Here is a 20148-nt window from a genome sequence, read left to right as displayed (position 1 = left end):
ACCCGCCACAAAGCACTCGGATGAAATCCGCTGCTGTGTTTTTGGGCTGTTGCCGGATCCGGGAGCCTTGCCAGCGGGGCATGTCCGCCAGGCACTCACCGGGGCAACTCACTAAACTTTACACACCCTCCGGCATGGGTGCAAGCCGGCAGCGTGTGATCTGCTGCACCTCCGGACAGGCACTCTGCAGGGTAGGGAAAAGGCCGGCCTCCGGCCTCCACACGCCCTTGGATTTCCAAGGCGTGCGGAGCCGAAAGCCGGCCTCCACCTGATCGGCAGGATGAGTTCCCCTAAGCTGCGCTAACTTCCACCGTTGCCAGGGTGCGCTTGCCGCGGCGCAGCAGCAGGTACTTGCCGTGCAGCAGCTCATCCGCGTCAATAACGGCTTCCGCGTCCGTGACCTTGCGGTTGTTCACGTAGGCTCCGCCTTCGGCAACCGTCCGGCGGGCGGCCGAGTTGCTGGCTGACAGGCCGGAGGCAACGAGCAGATCGATGATCCCCAGGCTGTTGCTCTCCACCACTACCCGCGGCAGTTCCGCCGTGGCCGCGGTCAGGGTTGCTTCATCCAGCTCGGTGATTTCACCCTGCCCAAACAATGCGGCGGAGGCGGCAATAACCTTCTCGGTTGCTTCGGCGCCATGAATCAGCGACGTCACGTCGTAAGCAAGCCGGCGCTGGGCCGCACGCTTGTGCGGTTCTTCGGCAACTGCGCGGGCCAGTTCTTCAATCTCGGCCTTGGATAGGAAGGTGAAGACCTTGAGCCGGTCAACGACGTCGGCGTCGGACGTGTTCAGCCAGAACTGGTACATCGCGTACGGGCTGGTCATGGTGCCGTCCAGCCAGATGGCGTTGCCCTCGCTCTTGCCGAACTTGGTGCCGTCAGAGTTGGTAATCAACGGAGTGCCCAGGGCGTGGACACTCTTGCCCTCGACCTTACGCACCAGTTCGGTCCCGGAAGTGAGGTTGCCCCACTGGTCCGAGCCGCCGGTTTCCAGCACACAGTTGTAATCGCGGAAGAGCTGGAGGTAGTCCATTCCCTGCAGCACCTGGTAGCTGAACTCTGCGTAGGAGATGCCCTCATCGGAATTCAGCCGCGAGGAGACAATCTCCTTCTTGATCATGGTTCCCACCCGGAAGTGCTTGCCGATGTCACGGAGGAAGTCGATGGCACTCATAGGCGCGGTCCAGTCAAGGTTGTTGACCATCTGCGCGGCGTTGTCCCCCTCAAAGCTGAGGAAGCGCTGCACTTGTCCCTGCAGGTAGCCGACCCATTCCGAGACGGTTTCCTTGGTGTTCATGGTGCGTTCCGCCGTCGGACGCGGATCTCCCACCAGGCCGGTGGAGCCGCCCACGAGGGCGAGCGGCCGGTGACCGGCCAGCTGCAGGCGGCGCATGGTCAGCAGCTGCACCAGGTTCCCCAGGTGCAGGCTCGGCGCCGTCGGATCGAAGCCGCAATAATAGGTGATCGATTCCCCGGCGAGCAGTTTCTCAAGTTCGGCCTCGTCCGTGGAGACATGGACCAGGCCACGCCACTTCAGCTCCTGCCAAACATTCTCGAACGTCGAATCATTCTTTTGGGCGCTCAGGCCCACTGGGGTTTCGGTAGTCACGTCTTCCAAAATATCAGTCTTCGTCATCAATAATCCCGGCGGGAACCGGACGTGCCGCAATAAGACGCAGGCGCTGCGTCGGACGGGTCATCGCCACATACAGATCCCCGACTTTCCCGGCCGCCGCGGTCAGCAGCTCTTCGGGCTCCAGGATGACGACGCCGTCGAACTCCAGTCCCTTCGCCTCCCGCGGCGAGGTGACCACAATGTCCTGCTCCAAACCGCCGGCGCCCGTGCCCAGCCGCTTTCCGTAGACGGCCCCGACTTCGCGGCGGACGGCCTCGAGGTGGTGCTCTTCGGCGATAATCGCAAGGAGTCCGCCCTCGAGCGCTTCCAGGTCCTCGGGCAGGGTCTCCATCAGGCGGTCAACCAGCCCGCCTTCGGGAACCCGGTCGATGAAGGGCGCCCAGCGTCCCTCGCGCACCGCCTTGGGAGCGGACACCACCAGACCAGCCGCGTTGGCCATGCGCACGGCGGCTTCGGCAATCTGCGCGGGGGTGCGGTAGTTCACCGTGAGCTCTTCGAGGGTCCAGCGGTCCCCCACGAACGGCGTCAGCGCCTGCTGCCAAGAAGTGGCACCGGCAGCAGAGCTGGTTTGGGCAATGTCCCCCACAACGGTGAAGGACTTCAGCGGGCAGCGCCGCATCAACAGGCGCCACTGCATGGCGGAAAGCTCCTGCGCCTCGTCCACCACAATGTGCCCGAAGGCCCACGTCCGGTCGACGGCGGCGCGGTCGGCCGCGGTCAGGCGGGCTTCCCCCACGGTGTTGTGGTCGGCCAGATCCTCGGCGGACAGGATGCCGTGGGCACCGGAGTCCTCCAGGAAACCTTCCGTATTCTCGATGGCACGCTCGGCGTTGGCGAGGTCCCGCTTGCGCTGCTCTTCGCGCATGGCGTGGTCGCGTCCCGCGGAAGCATCCAGCTCCCCCAGCAGTTCGGCGGCCTCGTCCAGCAGCGGAACATCCGCTTCCGTCCAGGGTGCGTCCGGGCTGCGGCGCAGCAGTGCGATTTCTTCGGCACTCAGATCGGGGGCCGCACCTTCAAGGTGACCGGGCTTGCTGAACAGTTCAGACAGCAGTTTCTGAGGCGTCATCGGCATCCAGCACAGGTTGAGCGCCACGCGCACGTCACGGGAGCTGCGGACATCCTCGGCCAGGTAGGCCCGGTCGGTGCTGTTGCCTGCACCGGAGGACTCTTCCAGCTGTTCGGTCAACTGCTCGGTGAGTTCGCGCAGGAGGATCTTCACGAAGGTCACGCGGGCCTCGTTGTGCGGCTTGCCGGTCGCGCGTGCCCGGTCGCGGGCACGCTGGACCATCTTCGGCGTCAGCAGGAGGATGGTTCCCTCCACATTCAGCTTCCGCGGTTCCAGCGGCAGGCGCTGACGGTTCGCGACGGCACGGGCCACCACGTCGGCCATCGAAATGCGTCCCTTGATCTCGGCGACCTGCGCGTCCTCTTCCGGAACAGCGGCGATGCCGGGCATCAGCTGTCCAAGGCTGGACATGACGACGCCGGTCTCACCCAGCGACGGGAGGACGCGTTCGATGTACCGGATGAAGGCATTGGAAGGGCCGACCAGCAGCACGCCGGCGGACTTGAGCCGTTCACGGTGCGTGTACAGCAGGTACGCGGCACGGTGGAGCGCGACGGCGGTCTTTCCCGTTCCCGGCCCGCCCTGCACCACGAGGGTGCCGGCCAGCGGTGCCCGAATGATGCGGTCCTGCTCGGCCTGGATGGTGCCGACAATGTCGGACATCTGTCCGGTGCGCTTGGAGTTCAGGGCTGCCAGCAGGGCGCCTTCACCCTGGAGTGCTTCTTCTTCCTCGAGCATGCTGTAGTCCAGCACATCGTCTTCGATGGCCTGGACGTTCCGGCCCTTCAGGATCAGGTGGCGCCGCCGTCGGACGCCCTGGCGTTCAAAAGCGGTGGCCTGATAAAAGGTGCCGGCTTCCGGCGCCCGCCAGTCCACCATGAGCCGTTGCAGGTCAGCGGTGGAGAGGCCGATCCGGCCGATGTACCGTTCCTCGCCGTCGTCGAGGTCCAGGCGGCCGAAAACCAGCCGGTCATCCACGGCATTCAGCTGCGCCAGGCGGTCCTCATACATGGTCGCGAAGGCATCACGCTCGGAGCGGTTTTGGTGCGAACCGGCCGAGGTGCTGCGTCGCACCTGTGCCAGCTGCTCGCGCTTTTCTTCACGCAATTCGTCGAGTCGCTGGTACAAACCGGCGACGTAGTGTCGCTCGTGTTCCAGCTCGTGGTGGGCAGAAGACGTTTCAGGCATGTTCGCGTTCCCTCTCGCAAAGGCAGACCCACAAGTTTAGCGTGCATTTGGACTTTTTCCATGCACTGAGCTATTTAAGTGACGCCGGCCCTTGCCGGATGGGTCTAGGTGCGCCTCCGTCTGGAGCCGCGGTGGTACTCCGCCGTAAGGAAGAGCGAAAAACGGGTCAGTAACCCAGGAGGGCGTGAACGGGATAGCCATCAAGTGCCGCGCGGCCGCCGAGATCCTTCAGTTCCAGCACGACGCCGAATCCGGCCACTGTGCCGCCGGCCTTTTCGATGAGCCGGGCGGTGGCGCTGAGGGTGCCGCCGGTGGCAAGCACGTCATCCATAATCAGCACCCGGGAACCGGCGGGGATGTCATCCTGGTGGACTTCCAGCGTGTTCTCGCTGTACTCCATGGAGTAGCTTTCGGAGAACACTCGGCGCGGCAGCTTGCCGGGCTTTCGGATGGTGATGACTCCCTTGTCCGCCGCATAGGCAGCGGCTGCGGCAAGGAGGAATCCGCGGGCCTCTACGCCTGCGACGTAGTCGAAGCGGCCCTGATATTCGGCCAGCAATGCATCCACGACGCCGCGGAAGGCGGGGCCGTCAGCGAAGACGGGTGTCAGGTCACGGAAGACGACGCCCGGCTTGGGGTAATCCGGCACAACTGCGCCCAGTCGTTCGATCGTGTCAGCAATGGGTTCAGTACTCTGTGCGGCGTCCGCAGGCGTTTCTTTCACCCGTCCACCCTACCCGCTCCGACGAGGGACCTCTTGGCTGGAAGGGCCCACTGTGGCACTTGTCTCGGCGGCGCGCGGTGCCGGAAGGGGGGCGGAATAAAGGCCATTGGGAGGCAGTTGCCGCATTTGAGCGGGTCCTTCGGAGAGGACCCGGAATCAACAGCAAGGATTGAAACACATGGTTAACCTGCACGAAGTGCTGAAGAACAAGATCGGATTCGGGACGGCTCCGCTGGGAAACATGTTCCGTGACATTCCCCAGGACGAGGCACTGGCCACCGTCGACGCCGCCTGGAACGAAGGCATCCGTTACTTCGATACCGCTCCGTTCTACGGGGCCGGGCTGGCGGAATCCCGGCTGGGCGAGGTTCTGTCCGGAAAGAACCGTGATGAGTATGCGCTCAGCACCAAGGTGGGACGGCTAATCCTGGACGAAGAGGAGGAGAAAGGCTCAGGCCTGTTCACACACGGGCGCTCCAACAAAATCGCCACGGATTACACGGCCGATGCCACGCTGCGGTCCATCGAGGAAAGCCTGACGAGGCTGAAGACCGACCGCTTGGACTTTGTCTTCATCCATGACACGTCCCGGGACTTCCTGGGCGACGAATGGGTGGCCAAGTTCAATGAGGCCCGGACCGGTGCGTTCCGCGTTCTGGCCCGCCTGCAGGACGAGGGCGTGATCCAGGGCTGGGGCCTCGGGGTCAATACGACCGAGCCCATCGAGCTGGCCATGGACATGGACGAAGCGGCTCCGACCATGAGCCTCTCCGCCACCCAGTACACCCTGCTGCAGCACGAGCGTGCCCTGCAGCGCATGATGCCCGCTGCCCAGGAAAAGGGTGTGGGAATCGTAGTCGGCGGTCCGTTCAACTCAGGTGCCCTGCTGGGCGGGGACTACTTCGATTACGCGGAGATTCCTCCGGCGGTCAAGGAGCGGATCGCGCGGTTGACGGCAATCGCCCAGCGGCACGACGTGAGCCTGAAGGCAGCTGCGCTGCAATTCTCCACGGCCCACCCCGCTGTGGCCGCGGTAATCCCCGGTTCCAGCCGGCCCGAGCGCGTCGCTGAGGATATCGCGGCCATGAAGGCACAGATTCCCGGCGCCTTCTGGGACGAGCTGCTGGAAAATAAGCTGATCTCCGCACAGGCGCCTTTGCCTGGCGGCGAATAGAGGGTCCTGCCGGCAGACGGCGTCGGGGATGATCATCCCCGACGCCGTCTGTGTGTTTATCCGGTATTTCCGGCTAACGGGCCGTTGCACCGGCTGGCCGGCGCTTGGCCTGGGCAGGACGGTATTTGGAAACGGTTGGATCCCCCGTCAGCCAGTACCGCCAGGGATACTCGTCCGTACCTCCGGGTCCGCTGACACCTACCCGAGGTCCGGCGGACACTTTTTCCGCCGGGACGGGCTCCGCCGGCAGTTCCAGACGCAGGGGGGCGGCAAAGACATCGGCGCCGTCGAGAGCACTGTTGATTCCCAATGCCTGGGCCAGCCTAGCGGGGCCGCGGGCCAGATCCAGATCGGTCCGCGGGTTGTTGCGGCGCATCCTGGCGGTTTCGATTCCGCTGACAATTTCACCCGCCCGGAGCAGCAGCCCGGTGGCATGGCCGTCCTCGCCGCACACCACGTTGGCGCAGTAGTGCATTCCATAAGTGAAGTAGACGTAGAGATGGCCGGCTGGGCCGAACATGGTGTTGTTCCGGGCGGTGCGGCCACGGAACGCGTGGGAGCCGGGATCAACGTCCCCCATGTAGGCCTCCACTTCGGTGACGCGAACACTCACCGGTTCCCCGCCGTCGTCGTGCGTCAATACTGATCCCAGCAGATGGCGTGCGGCCTCCGTTGCGGGCACCGCAAGCCGTGACCTCTCGCTTTTGTCTTCCATCCTTCGACCGTAACAATTGCGGAGCCGTCCCGTGGAATCGTGCAGCTTCCGAAATTAGACCATGGGCCGGTAGAACCGCTCCAACGCTGCCAAGCGGTGCGAATTCGGATGCGGCATGCCGCCGTCGAGCTGGTCGCGTGCGGAGTCTAAAGCCATGTGCCAGCCAGCCAGCAAAGCAGCGGTCTGGTCCTGGCTTCCGGTAACGGGCTGGCGGACGGTGACCCTGGTTTCCTCGCCGTCGTTGGTCATCTCCAGCTCCGCTTCCCCGCCAACTCTGAGCCTGCGGCCGGCGGCATCAACGGCGGCCTCCACATCCTCCGCCGGGGCCCGGTACCAACGGTCAAAGACCAGTTCAGCGTCGGATCCCGAGCCGGTGACCAGCCCCATGGTGGGCGAGACGTCGAAATCTTCCGCATACGCATCCCGAAGAGCCAGCCACGTTTCCATGCTGTCCCGGGCGGGTTCCTCTCCTGCCGCAACGGAAGCGAAAGCGGCCAAAATGCCTTGCCACCCGGCACTGCCCTCGGCGAGGAAATCCGGTGTGTCAGTGCGGGAACGGAACAGCAGCAGTGCTCCCCCGCTGCTCGCCAGGACCTGCCATTCCAGCACGGATTCCGATCCCAGCTGGTCTTCCCACGTGATCTGCAGGCTCGAGCGCGGTTCCAGCTGGAGCACGGTTCCGAAGCTGGATCCGCCGTCCATCTCCAGCGTGTATTCCTTGCCTAGTTGCCACTCGGGGCTCAACTGTCCGAGCCAGCGCGAAATCTTCTCCGGATTCGTCAGAATGTCCCAAATATGGGCTGTGGGGTAATCGAACTGACGGTCGAAGGCCACCGCGTATCCGTCGGAAAGCCTCTCGATTCGGCCTTCTGGAACGGGGGCGGAAGTGATCTGTCCAGGCATGGCAGGGTCCTCCTGTCCGGGTACGGCCGGAATGGGGTTTTGTTCAGCGTAGCCCTTGGCCGGGCGGATCCGTAAGGTTCTGCGCGCACTTCAGCCGCCGGATACGAGTACTCGCTTTAGTGCAGAAATTACCTGATCTTCCGGCGGTCTTCAGCGGGCGAAAAGGTCGGTGGCGGCTGACAGGCTTATGCCATGAAGACGACGACGGTGTGCGGCTCCCGGATAGATCCTCCTCCCGATCCCCTATGGCTTCCCGATGCCGATTGGTCCGCGGAGGTGTTGGAGTTTCGAAAGATCGCGGACGTGGACTCGGTGTTCTATGCGGGGCAGTACTCGGTGAGGCAGGCATGCGGCAGTACTTCCGCACCGAATCCGGAGTGGGGCCCGCCGAAGGGACTCACCGGTTCCTTGGTATTGGGCTCCGCCGATTCCCTGAACCAGGAATTGACGGGCGCCGCCTTGCAACAGCTGAGGGTTTTGGACGGCTGGACAGCATCAGCGCGGGCTCGACTCATACATCGGCAGCATCAGCTGATGGTTGAGGATCTTGAGCAGTTCAACAGGAAGCGTGCCGCCGAGGATTCAGCTTGCGGGCGGCCCGCCGTTGCACGAAAGGTGGATACGGCCCTTGCCTTTACTCTTGCGGCCACTGAGATCGCCACCCTGCTCGGGATCCCGGAAGGAACAGCAAGAGCCCTGGTTGATGAGTCCGACGAGTTGTGCGAACGTTGCCCGGAGACTTTGGCCTTGCTGGAAAAGGCGGAGATCAATCCCGCTCAGGCCCGCACCATCCTGGATCAGACGCGCTCGCTTATTGCGGAGGAAATGCCGGCCGGAGTTTCCCGTTCACCCGGTGCCACGGCCGGACAGGTTTTTCCTGCCGGTGCCGCCCGCGCCATGGAACAGGAACTTCTGAAGATGGCTCCGGGCCTGACGAATGCCCAGTTGGTTCGAAAGGCACGTCCCCTGCGGGAAAGGAGCTACCCGGAAACCATCCCGGTCCGTCATCAGACAGCGTTCGAGCAGCGGAGGGTCTGGTTCCAGCCGCAGCCCGATGGCATGGGACATCTCACCGCATATCTTCCTGCTGACAAAGGGCAGAGCATCTTTGGCGCGCTGACCGGGGCGGCACGCGGCGAGCAGCTGCTGGGTGATCCGCGGTGCCTGGACCAGCTGCGCACCGACATCCTTGCATCCCTGCTCCTGCACACACCCGAACCTTGGGTTGGGAAGCCACGTGGCACCCAGACACCGGAGAATGACGTTCCGGAGGACGATGAGGCCCTGGACAGTGAGGCTCTGGGCATTGAGGCTCTGGGCATTAAGGCTCTGGGCATTGAGGCTCTGGACAACGCATACACCCGGGAACTCGGCAACGAACCCGGCGCAACGGAGGTCCCCTACGCCGGAGCCGGCAACCCGTTCGATGTTCCGCCCCTGCCTTCCGGTACGGTCCCGGAGATCATGGTCCTGATAAACGCTGAAACGCTGTTTGGCGTCGACGACGCCCCTGCCGAACTTGCCGGCTATGGATCAATCAGCGCGCAGGAAGCGCGGCGGCTCGCCCGCACAGCATGCCGGTGGACCGGATTGTCCCAAGATCCCCGGACGGGCCAGATTCTGGGAGTTGGGCGGCGCCGAAAGGTGCCGTCCGGACTGCGGAGGTGGTTGCAGGCGAGGGACCAAACCTGCCGCTTCCCGGGATGCAGTACGGGCGCTGCCCGGACCGAAATAGACCACACCATACCGTGGGCACACGGCGGCCCGACCGAACACTGGAACTTGGCGAACCTTTGCAAGAAACACCACCGGTTCAAGACCCTGGGGCATTGGAAGGCCCGGCAGGTTTCACCGGGGGTCTTGGAGTGGATCTCGCCTCTCGGACGTCGTTACCAGACTCAGCCGGAACTCACGCTTGGACACCTTCGCGCGCCTCGGACGGCTGACTCGGACTCCGAACCAGAAGTTGAGGAGTCACCACCGCCGTTCTCACCCCGCCGGCTTGGTTAGACATCTCGCGGCTGATGCCGGAGGCTGGATCCCATCTTTCGCACACCTGCTGGCTGCTGGTTACCGGCTGCTGGTCGGAACTATTTGGTCGGACTATTTGGTCGGACTATTTGGCGGGAATGCCTGACGGCCAGGGCAGCAGTTTGGGAAGGTCGATACCGTCCGCGGCCGCCTCGGCCCGCAGGCTGCCCAGGTTAGGAGTTCTTCCGGCGAGCCAGGCGGCAATGTCTGTAGCCATACCATTTACTGACACGGTGCTGCCGGTCGTGGCAAAGATTTGAGTACCGGTATTTCCGGTAAGGACACGCGGGGCCATGCCGAAGGGCTGCAGCCTCAGGCGTACTCCAGCAGGAACGCGGGCGGACAGGAAATCGAACAGGTGCTCGCAGAATTGCGGAGACCAACTGTCGGCTTCGCTGCCGGTGCCCAAGTCGGTTGCATGGATCACGAGTTCCCGCCACAGGGCCAGTCCACCGTCCCGCACGACTCCGCCACGGTAGGAAATAGGTGCGTACCAGTCCTCGTCGCTGAGGTCGCCGAAGGCCGACAAGGCACGGTCCAATGCTGCGTCGAGCTCTGCGCGAAGCCGGTCTGCCGAACGAACGGAACCCTCTTCGATGGCACGGTTGCGGCCGTCTGAACCGCCGTCGTACAACTCAATGGTTTCGCCCCGGGCCGCATAGTCCAACTGGCGTGCCATGGCATCAGCAACACCGGCCACGTGCGCCAGAACATGTCCGCGGGACCAGCCCGGGAGCCGGGAGGGAGCACGGACATCGGCGTCTGTCAGAGAGGCGACGCGGCTCCGGAAATCCGCTGCAGCGGTTCCCACATTGGACAGCAGCTGGGAGGAGGCGGGACGGTCCGGGGACTTGGGAACAGACGAACCCGGAGCATTAGAAAAACCAGTCATTGACCCACCTTATGGGAGGCGGAGCATTTCGCCACGCAGCGGCGCTGGCCCAGTGGATACGTTCCGGCGCACGCCCAATGGATACGTGCCGCCGCAGGCTCAGTGGACGCGTGCCGCCGGTGACCGATGGGACAGGTGGAACCTCAGGTCAACATCAGAGCTGGTAGCGGTGGCGGATGTGGTGCCGGTCCGGGTCTGCCTGCCAAAATTCGATCTCGGACGGTTGCAGCGCATACACCTGCCACTGCGGGTTCTCAGAACCATCGGCTCCCGGCCGTTCATCCCAGTCCCGTGCCGAGACGGCATCGGACAGCCGGACAACGGCGCCGGCCACCCGGATTTGCCGTCCCAGCTCGGACCAGTAGAAGTTCATGGCCGCACGGGGATTCGCCTCGAGCTCCCTGCCCTTCCGCGAGGTTCGGGAGGTGGCAAAGTGCCAGCCGTCGTCGTCGAGATCTTTCAGGATGAGCATCCGTGAGGACAGGTTCCCGCCCGCGTCGGCCGTGGCCAGCGAAAAGGCATGGGGCTGGCGGACGCCGGCGGCCAGGGCGTCGTCCAGCCAGGAACGGAACAGCTCAGCTGGATCGGCAGGCGCGCCAGCGCGGTCGAAGCCCGGCAGGTCCTGCGGAAAATCGGGCAGGGCACGCAGCATCAGCCGGAAGGAGTCACTCATGGCCTAAGGGTAGCCGCTGGATATGTGGCACGCCCACAGCCCTCGAAGCCAAATGAAAAGGAGCCAAAGAGAAGCGGAAGGACCCCGGAAAGGCATCAGCTCTCCGGGGTCCTTTCCGAGGGTTGCGTGTCTTCAGGCAGCGGATCTGGTCACACAGCGTAGCTGCGGACTGTCTCCAACTCGGACTTCAGCGCGGTCAGCTGCGCTTCCACGGCAGACCGGGCCGTGCCGCCCTGGGCGCTGCGGCTGTTCAGCGAACCTTCAGTGCTCAGCACGGTCCGCACTTCAGGGGTCAGATGCTCCGAAATGCCGGCATAGTCCTCGTCGGTCAGGTCCCACAGTTCGACGCCGCGGCTTTCGGCCAGCTGTACAGCAGCACCGGAGAGCTCGTGCGCTTCACGGAAGGGAACGCCCTGGCGAACCAGCCACTCAGCAATGTCCGTGGCCAGGGCGAAGCCCTGCGGTGCCAGCGCCTGCATACGCTCGGTGTTGAACGTGAGCGTGGCGATCATGCCGGAGACGGCAGGAAGCAGAACTTCCAGGGTGTCGGCAGCGTCAAAGACCGGTTCCTTGTCTTCCTGCAGGTCACGGTTGTAAGCCAGTGGTAGTCCCTTCAGCGTGGCCAGCAGGCCGGTGAGGTCACCGATCAGGCGGCCGGCCTTGCCGCGGGCCAGCTCAGCCACATCCGGGTTCTTCTTCTGCGGCATGATGGACGACCCGGTGGAGAACGCATCGTCCAAGGTCACGAAGGAGAACTCCTTGGTGGCCCAAATGATGATTTCCTCGCTGATCCGGGACAGGTCCACGCCGATCATGGCGGCGACCCAGGAGAACTCCGCGTAGACGTCACGCGAGGCGGTGCCGTCAATGGAGTTCCAGACCGCTGAGTCAAAGCCCAGCTCGGCGGCCACTGCATTGGGATCCAGCCCCAGCGAAGAACCCGCCAGGGCACCGGAGCCGTAAGGTGACACCGCGGCCCGCTTATCCCAGTCCATCAAACGCTGCACATCGCGCAGCAAAGCCCAGGCATGCGCCAGCAGGTGGTGGCTCAGCAGCACGGGCTGGGCGTGCTGCAGATGGGTGCGTCCGGGCATGGCCACACCAAGGTGCTTTTCGGCCTGTTCCATGAGGGCATCAACCGTTGCCAGGACACCGGTGGCGATGATCCGGGCATGATCGCGCAGGTACATCCGTCCCAGCGTGGCGATCTGGTCATTGCGGGACCGGCCGGCGCGGAGCTTGCCGCCCAACGCAGGACCGGCGCGCTCAATGAGTCCGCGCTCCAGGGAACCGTGCACGTCCTCATCCGAATCGGCGGGGACATAGGCACCCGAGCGGACATCGGCGTCGAGCGCGTCCAGGGCGGCGAGCATGCCCGCCAGTTCCTCGTCGTCGAGCAGGCCGGCTGTGTGCAGCACGCGGGCGTGCGCACGGGAGCCGGCAATGTCGTAGCCGGCAAGCCGCCAGTCGAAGTGGGTGGACTTGCTCAGCGCCGCAAGGGCGTCAGCGGGACCGCCTGCAAAGCGGCCGCCCCACAAAGCGCCCTGGACGGTGGAACCCGCAACTGCGGTTCCGGCCGGTTCAACCGGCGGCTTGCCGTGATTCATTTCTTACTTACCTTCTGCCAAACGCTGGTCGCGGCCGGAGGCCACCTTGGAGGACATGCCGAACAGCTCGATGAAGCCGCGGGCCATGGACTGGTCGAAGCTGTCACCGGTGTCGTAGGTGGCCAGGTTAAAGTCATACAGCGAGGAGTCGGAGCGGCGTCCGGTCACCACTGCACGACCGCCCTGCATGTTCATGCGGATGTCGCCGGAGACGTACTTCTGGGTGTCCTCGATGAAGGCGTCAAGGGACTTCTTCAGCGGGGAGAACCACTGGCCGTCGTAGACCAGCTCGGTCCAGCGCTGGCCGACGGTCTTCTTGAAGCGGGCCTGCTCGCGTTCCACCGTGACGTTTTCCAGTTCGCGGTGTGCCTGCATGAGCGCCATGGCACCGGGGGCTTCGTAGATTTCGCGGCTCTTGATGCCGACAAGGCGGTCTTCGACAATGTCGATGCGGCCGATGCCCTGGGCGCCGGCGCGGCGGTTCATTTCCTCGATGGCCTGCAGCGGCGTGACGGGCTTGCCGTCGATCGCCACCGGGACGCCTTCCTTGAAGGTGATGACCACTTCGTCGGCGGCAAGGCCGGCGGCGGGATCGGAGGTGTATTCGTACACGTCCGGGGTGGGGCCGTTCCAGATGTCTTCCAGGAAGCCGGTCTCCACGGCGCGTCCCCACACGTTGGCGTCGATGGAGAACGGGTTCTTCTTGGTGGTGACGATCGGCAGGTTCTTTTCCTCGGCAAAGGCGATGGCCTTGTCGCGGGTCAGGGCCAGGTCGCGGACCGGGGCGATGCACTTCAGGTCCGGGCCCAGGGTCTGGATGCCGACTTCAAAGCGGACCTGGTCGTTGCCCTTGCCGGTGCAGCCGTGGGACACGGTGGTGGCGCCGAACTCACGGGCGGCAGCAACAAGGTGCTTCACGATGACCGGACGCGACAGGGCGGAGACCAGCGGGTAGGAATCCATGTAAAGTCCGTTGGCCTTCAGCGCCGGAATGCAGTATTCGGAGGCGAATTCGTCCCGGGCATCTGCAACGTAGGCTTCGACGGCGCCGCAGGCCAGGGCCCGCTGGCGGATGGTTTCCAGGGATTCGCCGCCCTGTCCGACGTCCACGGCCACGGCGATAACCTCAGCACCGGTTGCTTCGGCGATCCAGCCGATAGCCACCGAAGTATCAAGGCCACCGGAGTAGGCCAATACAATGCGTTCGCTCACGAAATATGCTCCTCTTGCGTTGTGCGCAGCCGTAGATGGCTGCCTGTCGATGAAAGTAGATGAAAGTTGTTGGGTCCGGTGCCTGCCGAAACCGGCGTCACAGGATGCGGCTGTCCGGGGCCTGCCCGTTGGCGGTGGCCTCATCCGCGATTCGCAGGAAGCGCGCCGCCACGTCGGCGCCGCCGTCGGGCTCGCGAGTGACCATTACCACCGTATCGTCACCGGCAATGGTGCCCAGGATGGACGGCAACACTGAATGGTCGATGGCCAGGGCCAGGAAGTTCGCGGCGCCCGGAGGAGTCCGCAGCACCACAATGTTGCCCGAGGCCTCCGCCGTGACCAGCAGTTCCCCGCACAATCGGGCCAGGCGGGCATCCAGGACTTCCGCTGAAACCCCCGACTGCGGTGCCCGCTGTCCTCCCTCGGAAGGCACCGCGTATACCAGCACCCCCTCCTTGCCGCGCATGCGCACCGCGCCCAGCTCCACCAGGTCCCGGGACAGCGTGGCCTGGGTGACCTGGACGCCGTCGTCCGCGAGCAGCGCAGCGAGCTCCGCCTGGGACCGGATCGACCGGCTGGTCAGCAGCGTGCGGATACGGGCCTGGCGTGCAGTCTTGGTTGCCGGCATGCTCATGCTGCACCCCCGGAAACTGCCTGACCCTCCGGAACTCCGGTCAGGCCCGAGCGCGCCATCAGCCACACCATGAGCGCTTTCTGCGCGTGCAGGCGGTTCTCTGCTTCATCCCAGACCAGCGACTGCGGGCCGTCGATGACGTCAGCAGAGATTTCGTAGCCGCGGTAGGCGGGCAGGCAGTGCAGGACGACGGCGTCGTCCGCTGCCTGCGCCATCGCTGCGGCGTCCACGGCGAAGCTGCGGAACAGCTCGGAACGGGCCGCCTTTTCGTCCTCCTGGCCCATGGAGACCCAGGTGTCGGTGGCTACGACGTCGGCTCCGGCCAGTGCTTCGGCGGGATCGGTGGTGATCATCACCGATCCGCCGGTTTCTTCGGCACGGGCGGCTGCGGCGTCGACAATCAGCGGATCCGGCAGGTAGCCGATCGGACCGGCGACCCGGACGTGCATTCCCGCAGTGACGCATGCCAGCAGGTAGGAGTTGGCCATGTTGTTGGCGCAGTCCCCCAGGTAGGTCAGGGTGAGGCCGGCGAGGGTGCCCTTGTGCTCACGGATGGTCATGAGGTCAGCCAGCAGCTGGCACGGGTGGTAGTCATCCGAGAGCGCGTTGATTACCGGAACCCGCGAAGCCGCAGCCATTTCTTCGAGCCCGGACTGCGCGTAGGTGCGCCAGACGATGGTGGACACCATGCGTTCCAGCACCTTGGTGGTGTCCGTGACGCTTTCCTTGTGCCCGAGCTGGGACTCCCCGGCACCGATGATGAGCGGAACACCGCCCAGGTCGGCGATGCCCGCAGCGAAGGAAACCCGGGTACGGGTGGAGGTCTTGTCGAAGATCACGGCGACCGTCTGCCGGCCGGTGGATTCGCCGGCATAGGGCTGGTATTTGTAGCGGTCCTTCTTCAACAGGTCAGCCAGGTCCAGCACCTCGGTCTGCTCGGCCTGGGTGAGGTCGGTGTCGACCAGGAAATGGCGGGTCATGATTTTCCTTCGGTTGTTGCGGGGGCAGAGACTTGTCCGTTAGTTGCAGCTTGCCCGTTAGTTGCAGCTTGTCCGGTGGCAGAAGCTGGTCCGGTGAGAGCGGCTGAAGTGTCCTGGGCGGCACGGGCGGCGGCCAGGATTCCCGGCAGTGCATCAACAAAGGAGTCGGCCTGTGCCGCGGTCAGGATCAGCGGCGGCGCCAGGCGCAGGGTTCGCGGCCCGGTGGCGTTAATGATGAATCCGGCCCCCAGGGCAGCTGTCACGGCGGCCGGTGCAATCTCGTCGGCCAGGTCGAAGCCGATGAGCAGGCCAGCCCCCCGGACTTCGGTGACGCCGGGAACGGTTGCCACCGCCATCCGCAGGTGCTCGCCGGTCTTTTGCACCTGCTCCAGGAGCCCGGTGGATTCAATCACGTGCAGCGTAGCCAGCGAGGCGGCGGTGGCCACGGGGTTGCCGCCAAAGGTGGTGCCGTGCTGGCCGGCGGTCAGCAGCGAGGACACGCTTTCGCCGAAGGTGATCAGTGCGCCGACGGGGAAACCGCCGCCCAGACCCTTGGCCAGGGTCATGGCGTCCGGCAGAACCCCTTCGGAGGCAAACCACGCTCCGGTGCGGCCAATGCCGGTCTGGACTTCGTCCACGATCAGCAGGGCGCCTGCAGCTGAAGTGATGTCGCGGGCTGCCTGCAGGTATCCGGCGGGCAGCGGAACCACACCGGCTTCGCCCTGGATGGGCTCAACGAAGACGGCGGCCACGGTGTCATCCACTGCAGCGCGCAGGGCCTCGACGTCACCGAAGGCAATGTGCTCCACTCCCCCGGGCAGCGGTTCGAACGGCGCCCGGTAAGCCTTCTTGGCCGTCAGGGCCAGCGCCCCGAGGGTCCGGCCGTGGAATGCGCCCTCCAGCGCGATGATGCGGGTGCGCTGCGGGTTGCCGTCGGCCGCCGGTCCCGTATTGCGCCGGGCCAGCTTGAACGCCGCCTCGTTGGCTTCGGTGCCGGAGTTGGCAAAGAAGACCCTGGAACCAACGGGGGCCCCGGAAAGCTGGAGCAGCTTTTCCGCCAGAGCCACCTGCGTGGGGCTGGTGAAGAAGTTGGAGACATGGCCCAGCGTGGCGAGCTGGCTGCTGATCACCGACGTCAGGAACGGATGGGCATGGCCGAGCGCATTGACGGCAATGCCGCCGAGCAGGTCCAGGTAGGGCTTGCCGTCGGCGTCCCAGACGGTGCACCCGCTGCCGCGGACGAGAACCCGCTGCGGGGTGCCGAAGACCCCCATCAGCGAGGAGCCGTAACGCTGCAGCCAGTCCTGCGATGACCCCGTGAGGCCGTCGAGGACGGTTTCCGCGGAGCTGGGGTTCGTCTGGATCTCTGTCTGGATCTGGGAAACGTCGCTCATGCCTGCTCCTCCGGGACAACCTGGGTGCCAATGCCGGCGGTGGTGAAAACCTCCAGCAGCATGGAATGGGCCATCCGGCCGTCCACCACGGCTGCCCGGTCCACCCCGCCGTCAACCGCCGTGAGGCAGGCCTGCATCTTCGGAATCATGCCAGCTTCCAGGGAGGGCAGCATGTCACGCAGCTCCCCCGCGGTCAGCGCGGAAATCAGGGAGGTCTTGTCCGGCCAATTCGAGTACAGTCCCTCAACATCGGTCAGCACCACCAGACGTGAAGCACCAAGCGCCACGGCCAGGGCGGCGGCAGCAGTATCCGCGTTCACGTTCAACACCGCGCTGGTGAGCCCGCCGTCGGCGTCGACCTCGGGAGCCACCGTGGAAATGACCGGAATGCGTCCGGCTTCGAGCAGGTCAACAATGGCGCCGGGATTCACTCCGGTCACCTCGCCGACCTGGCCGAGGTCCACTTCCTGGCCGTCGATTACGGTTCCGATGCGTGTTGCCTGCAACAGCCCGGCGTCTTCGCCGGAGAGTCCGACGGCGTACGGGCCGTGCGCGTTGATCATGCCTACCAGCTCGCGGCCCACCTGGCCGGTGAGCACCATGCGGACGGCGTCCATGGCTTCGGGGGTGGTCACACGCAGCCCGCCCTTAAATTCGGACTTGATGCCCAGGCGTTCCAGCAGGGAATTGATCTGCGGGCCGCCGCCGTGCACCACCACCGGACGCACTCCGACGTGGTGCAGAAAAACGATGTCCTCGGCGAAGGCGCGGCGCAGGTCATCGTTGACCATGGCGTTGCCGCCGTATTTGATCACCATGATGCTGCCGGCGAACCGCTGGATCCACGGCAGCGCTTCGATGAGGGTGGCGGCCTTGTCCTGGGCGGCCAGTTGTTCCCGGACTTCTGCTGTTGTGCTCATGTCAGTCCCCGATCAGCTGCTGTAGGCCGAGTTTTCGTGGACGTAGTCCGTGGTCAGGTCATTGGTCCAGATGGTGGCGCTTTCCGTGCCGGCGTTGAGATCAATTTCGACCGCCACCTTGCGGCCGGTCAGATCCACCAGGTCCCGGGAGTCTCCGATTCCCCCGTTGCGGCACACCTGCACTCCGTTGATCGTCACGTTGATCCGGTCCGGCTCAAACGCGGCATCGGTGGTTCCCACGGCGGAAAGGACACGGCCCCAGTTGGGGTCGTTGCCGAAGATGGCCGTCTTGAAGAGGTTGGACCGTGTGACGGCGCGGGAAGCGGTTTCAGCATCGGCCACGGTGGCGGCGTTGAGCGTGGTCACGGCGATGTCGTGGCTGGCGCCCTCGGCATCGGTGATCAGCTGCTGGGCCAAAGAATGGCAGACCTCGGTGAGGCCTGCGGTGAATTCTGCCTGGTCCGGGACCGTCCCGGCAGCGCCGGAAGCCATCAACACCACAGTGTCATTGGTGGACATGCAGCCGTCCGAATCGGTGCGGTCAAACGTGACGGCAGTGGCTGCGCGCAGCGCCGTGTCCAGGGCGGCAGCCGGCAGCTGCGCGTCGGTGGTCAGCACCACGAGCATGGTTGCCAGCCCCGGAGCCAGCATGCCGGCACCCTTTGCCATGCCGCCGATGGTGTAGCCGACGCCGGTGAACACTGCCTGCTTGGCGACGGTGTCCGTGGTCATGATCGCCTCGGCGGCGGAAGCCCCGCCGTCGGCCGCCAACGCCTGAGCGGCGGCCTCCACACCGGGGAGGATTTTCTCCATGGGCAGCTGCTCACCGATAAGCCCGGTGGAGCAGACCACCACGTCCGAGGCGGAGATGCCCAGGACCTCGGCCGTCTTCTCGGCGGTGGCGTGCGTGTTCTGAAAGCCCTGGGGTCCGGTGCAGGCGTTGGCGCCGCCGGAGTTGAGAATCACGGCATCGGCGCGGCCGTCCGTGAGCACCTGACGGGACCAGTGCACCGGCGCGGCAGCCACCCGGTTGCGGGTGAAGACGGCGGCTGCGGCCTTGGACGGACCGTCATTGACCACGAGGGCCATGTCACGGCCGCCGGACAGCTTGAGCCCGGCGGTGATGCCGGCGGCGCGGAAGCCGGCCGGGGCAGTGACGCCGGTCGTGACAGCAGTTTCGTTGACAGTGCTGGGTGCTTCAATACTGTTTTCAGTGGTGCTCATTACGGGGCAACTCCCTGCGTCATCAGGCCGGCGGTCTCTTCAAGGCCAAGGGCAATGTTCATGGACTGCACCGCTCCGCCAGCGGTGCCTTTGTTCAGGTTGTCGATCACGCAGGTGACAATCACCCGGTTGGCATGCGCGTCGTAGGCCAGCTGCAGGGCGGCGTAGTTGGAACCCACCACCATCTTGGTGGCCGGCCACTGGCCCTCGGGCAGCAGCCGGACAAAGTGTTCGCGACCGTACGCTTCCTGCCAGGCTGCCCGAAGCTGTTCCGGGGTGACGCCGGGCCGGACCTTCGCCGTGGCCGTGGTGAGAATGCCGCGGGCCATCGGTGCCAGCGTGGGGGTGAAGGACACAGCCACGCTCTCACCGGCCGCAGCCGAGAGGCCCTGCTCAATCTCCGGCGTGTGGCGGTGACCGCCGCCCACTCCGTAGGGACTCATACCGCCCATCACCTCCGAACCCAACAGGTGCGGCTTGGCCGCTTTGCCCGCGCCGGAGGTTCCGGAAGCAGCAACGATGACTACGTCGTCGGGCTCCAGCAGCCCGGCAGAGAAGCCCGGGGTCAGCGCCAGCAGCGAGGAGGTGGGATAGCATCCCGGAACCGCAATGCGGTTGGCGCCCTTGAGCCGGTCACGGTGACCGGGCAGTTCCGGCAGCCCGTACGGCCACGAACCGGCATGCGGAGAACCGTAGAACTTCTCCCACGCCAGCGGATCTTCCAGGCGGTGGTCTGCACCGGCGTCGATCACGAGGACGGAAGGATCGAGCTCGGCCGCAATCGCGGCACTGGCACCGTGCGGGAGCGCCAGAAAGACGACGTCGTGTCCGGCCAGGTTCTCCACGGTGGTGTCCACCAGGACACGGTCTGCGAGCGCATGCAGGTGCGGCTGGAGTTCCCCCAGACGGGATCCGGCGTTGCTGTGCGCGGTGATAGCGCCAATGGTGACGGAGGGATGCCCGGCCAGCAGGCGCAGGACCTCGCCGCCGGCGTACCCCGAGGCTCCTGAGACAGCAACTGAAATCGTCATGGTTTTACCCTACAGCAGATTTATGCATGAACCTTCATATTTATACATTCATGACACGTGCCCCGATGCTGCGTGACGCCGGCGCTCAGACAGACGAACCTGTGCGCCGGGGTCGATCCTGCCCTACGATGGCTGCAACACCG

The 20148-nt window shown here is 65.0% G+C and carries 17 protein-coding genes; 2 read left to right on the top strand and 15 right to left on the bottom strand.

Features of this window, described 5'->3' with window-relative positions:
• Positions 1-290 precede the first annotated feature (290 nt).
• The 3 genes from tyrS to CXR03_RS15825 form a co-directional block, all read right to left on the bottom strand.
• Positions 291-1610 carry a tyrosine--tRNA ligase gene (gene tyrS, locus CXR03_RS15835; protein ID WP_258073689.1) on the bottom strand — a complete coding sequence of 440 codons (1320 nt, stop codon included), beginning with the start codon at positions 1608-1610 and terminating at the stop codon, positions 291-293.
• Positions 1611-1623: 13 nt separating this feature from the next.
• Positions 1624-3891 (bottom strand): UvrD-helicase domain-containing protein, encoded by a 2268-nt coding sequence (locus CXR03_RS15830; protein ID WP_104104635.1) that lies wholly within the window; start codon positions 3889-3891, stop codon positions 1624-1626.
• 166 nt (positions 3892-4057) lie between these two features.
• On the bottom strand, positions 4058-4615 hold the full coding sequence (locus CXR03_RS15825; protein ID WP_181034642.1) for an adenine phosphoribosyltransferase: 558 nt from the start codon (positions 4613-4615) through the stop codon (positions 4058-4060).
• 178 nt (positions 4616-4793) lie between these two features.
• Between CXR03_RS15825 and CXR03_RS15820 the strand changes: the two genes are divergently transcribed.
• Positions 4794-5789 carry an aldo/keto reductase gene (locus CXR03_RS15820; RefSeq protein ID WP_104104634.1) on the top strand — a complete coding sequence of 332 codons (996 nt, stop codon included), beginning with the start codon at positions 4794-4796 and terminating at the stop codon, positions 5787-5789.
• A gap of 73 nt (positions 5790-5862) precedes the next feature.
• Here CXR03_RS15820 and CXR03_RS15815 read toward each other — a convergent pair whose 3' ends face one another.
• Positions 5863-6504, bottom strand: coding sequence for a DNA-3-methyladenine glycosylase (locus tag CXR03_RS15815; RefSeq protein WP_104104633.1), 642 nt, complete (start codon positions 6502-6504; stop codon positions 5863-5865).
• A gap of 54 nt (positions 6505-6558) precedes the next feature.
• Entirely contained in the window at positions 6559-7407 is an 849-nt protein-coding gene (locus tag CXR03_RS15810; protein ID WP_104055449.1) for an SRPBCC domain-containing protein, read from the bottom strand.
• Positions 7408-7941: 534 nt separating this feature from the next.
• Here CXR03_RS15810 and CXR03_RS15805 point away from each other — a divergent pair.
• Entirely contained in the window at positions 7942-9417 is a 1476-nt protein-coding gene (locus CXR03_RS15805; protein ID WP_181034641.1) for an HNH endonuclease signature motif containing protein, read from the top strand.
• Between the two features lie 106 nt (positions 9418-9523).
• Here the strand turns inward: CXR03_RS15805 and CXR03_RS15800 are convergent, their stop codons facing one another.
• From CXR03_RS15800 to argC, 10 genes are all read right to left on the bottom strand, one after another.
• A complete protein-coding gene (locus tag CXR03_RS15800; protein WP_104104631.1) occupies positions 9524-10330 on the bottom strand; it encodes a maleylpyruvate isomerase family mycothiol-dependent enzyme in 807 nt (268 codons plus the stop codon).
• 154 nt (positions 10331-10484) lie between these two features.
• Positions 10485-11003, bottom strand: coding sequence for a pyridoxal 5'-phosphate synthase (locus CXR03_RS15795; protein WP_104104630.1), 519 nt, complete (start codon positions 11001-11003; stop codon positions 10485-10487).
• Between the two features lie 149 nt (positions 11004-11152).
• The gene (gene argH, locus CXR03_RS15790; protein WP_104104629.1) at positions 11153-12610 is read right to left on the bottom strand and encodes an argininosuccinate lyase; all 1458 of its coding nucleotides are present in this window, start codon (positions 12608-12610) and stop codon (positions 11153-11155) included.
• Positions 12611-12613: 3 nt separating this feature from the next.
• The gene (locus CXR03_RS15785; RefSeq protein ID WP_104104628.1) at positions 12614-13822 is read right to left on the bottom strand and encodes an argininosuccinate synthase; all 1209 of its coding nucleotides are present in this window, start codon (positions 13820-13822) and stop codon (positions 12614-12616) included.
• A gap of 97 nt (positions 13823-13919) precedes the next feature.
• On the bottom strand, positions 13920-14456 hold the full coding sequence (locus CXR03_RS15780) for an arginine repressor (RefSeq protein WP_104104627.1): 537 nt from the start codon (positions 14454-14456) through the stop codon (positions 13920-13922).
• On the bottom strand, positions 14453-15436 hold the full coding sequence (gene argF / locus CXR03_RS15775) for an ornithine carbamoyltransferase (RefSeq protein ID WP_104104626.1): 984 nt from the start codon (positions 15434-15436) through the stop codon (positions 14453-14455). Before argF ends, CXR03_RS15780 begins: the two co-directional genes overlap by 4 nt.
• Positions 15433-16830 (bottom strand): acetylornithine transaminase, encoded by a 1398-nt coding sequence (locus CXR03_RS15770; RefSeq protein ID WP_104104625.1) that lies wholly within the window; start codon positions 16828-16830, stop codon positions 15433-15435. The genes argF and CXR03_RS15770 overlap by 4 nt, the downstream gene beginning before the upstream one ends.
• Complete coding sequence (gene argB, locus CXR03_RS15765; RefSeq protein ID WP_104055440.1) at positions 16827-17750, bottom strand: acetylglutamate kinase; 924 nt, start codon at positions 17748-17750, stop codon at positions 16827-16829. Before argB ends, CXR03_RS15770 begins: the two co-directional genes overlap by 4 nt.
• A 12-nt stretch (positions 17751-17762) precedes the next feature.
• Positions 17763-18974 (bottom strand): bifunctional glutamate N-acetyltransferase/amino-acid acetyltransferase ArgJ, encoded by a 1212-nt coding sequence (gene argJ / locus CXR03_RS15760; RefSeq protein ID WP_104104624.1) that lies wholly within the window; start codon positions 18972-18974, stop codon positions 17763-17765.
• A complete protein-coding gene (gene argC / locus CXR03_RS15755; RefSeq protein WP_104104623.1) occupies positions 18974-20005 on the bottom strand; it encodes an N-acetyl-gamma-glutamyl-phosphate reductase in 1032 nt (343 codons plus the stop codon). The genes argJ and argC overlap by 1 nt, the downstream gene beginning before the upstream one ends.
• Positions 20006-20148 lie beyond the last annotated feature (143 nt).

The sequence above is a fragment of the Arthrobacter sp. 08Y14 genome (assembly GCF_002929455.1).
GTDB lineage: Bacteria > Actinomycetota > Actinomycetes > Actinomycetales > Micrococcaceae > Arthrobacter_B > Arthrobacter_B sunyaminii.
Note: the sequence above shows the minus strand (reverse complement) of the source record. Positions and strands in the feature narration are given on the sequence as shown.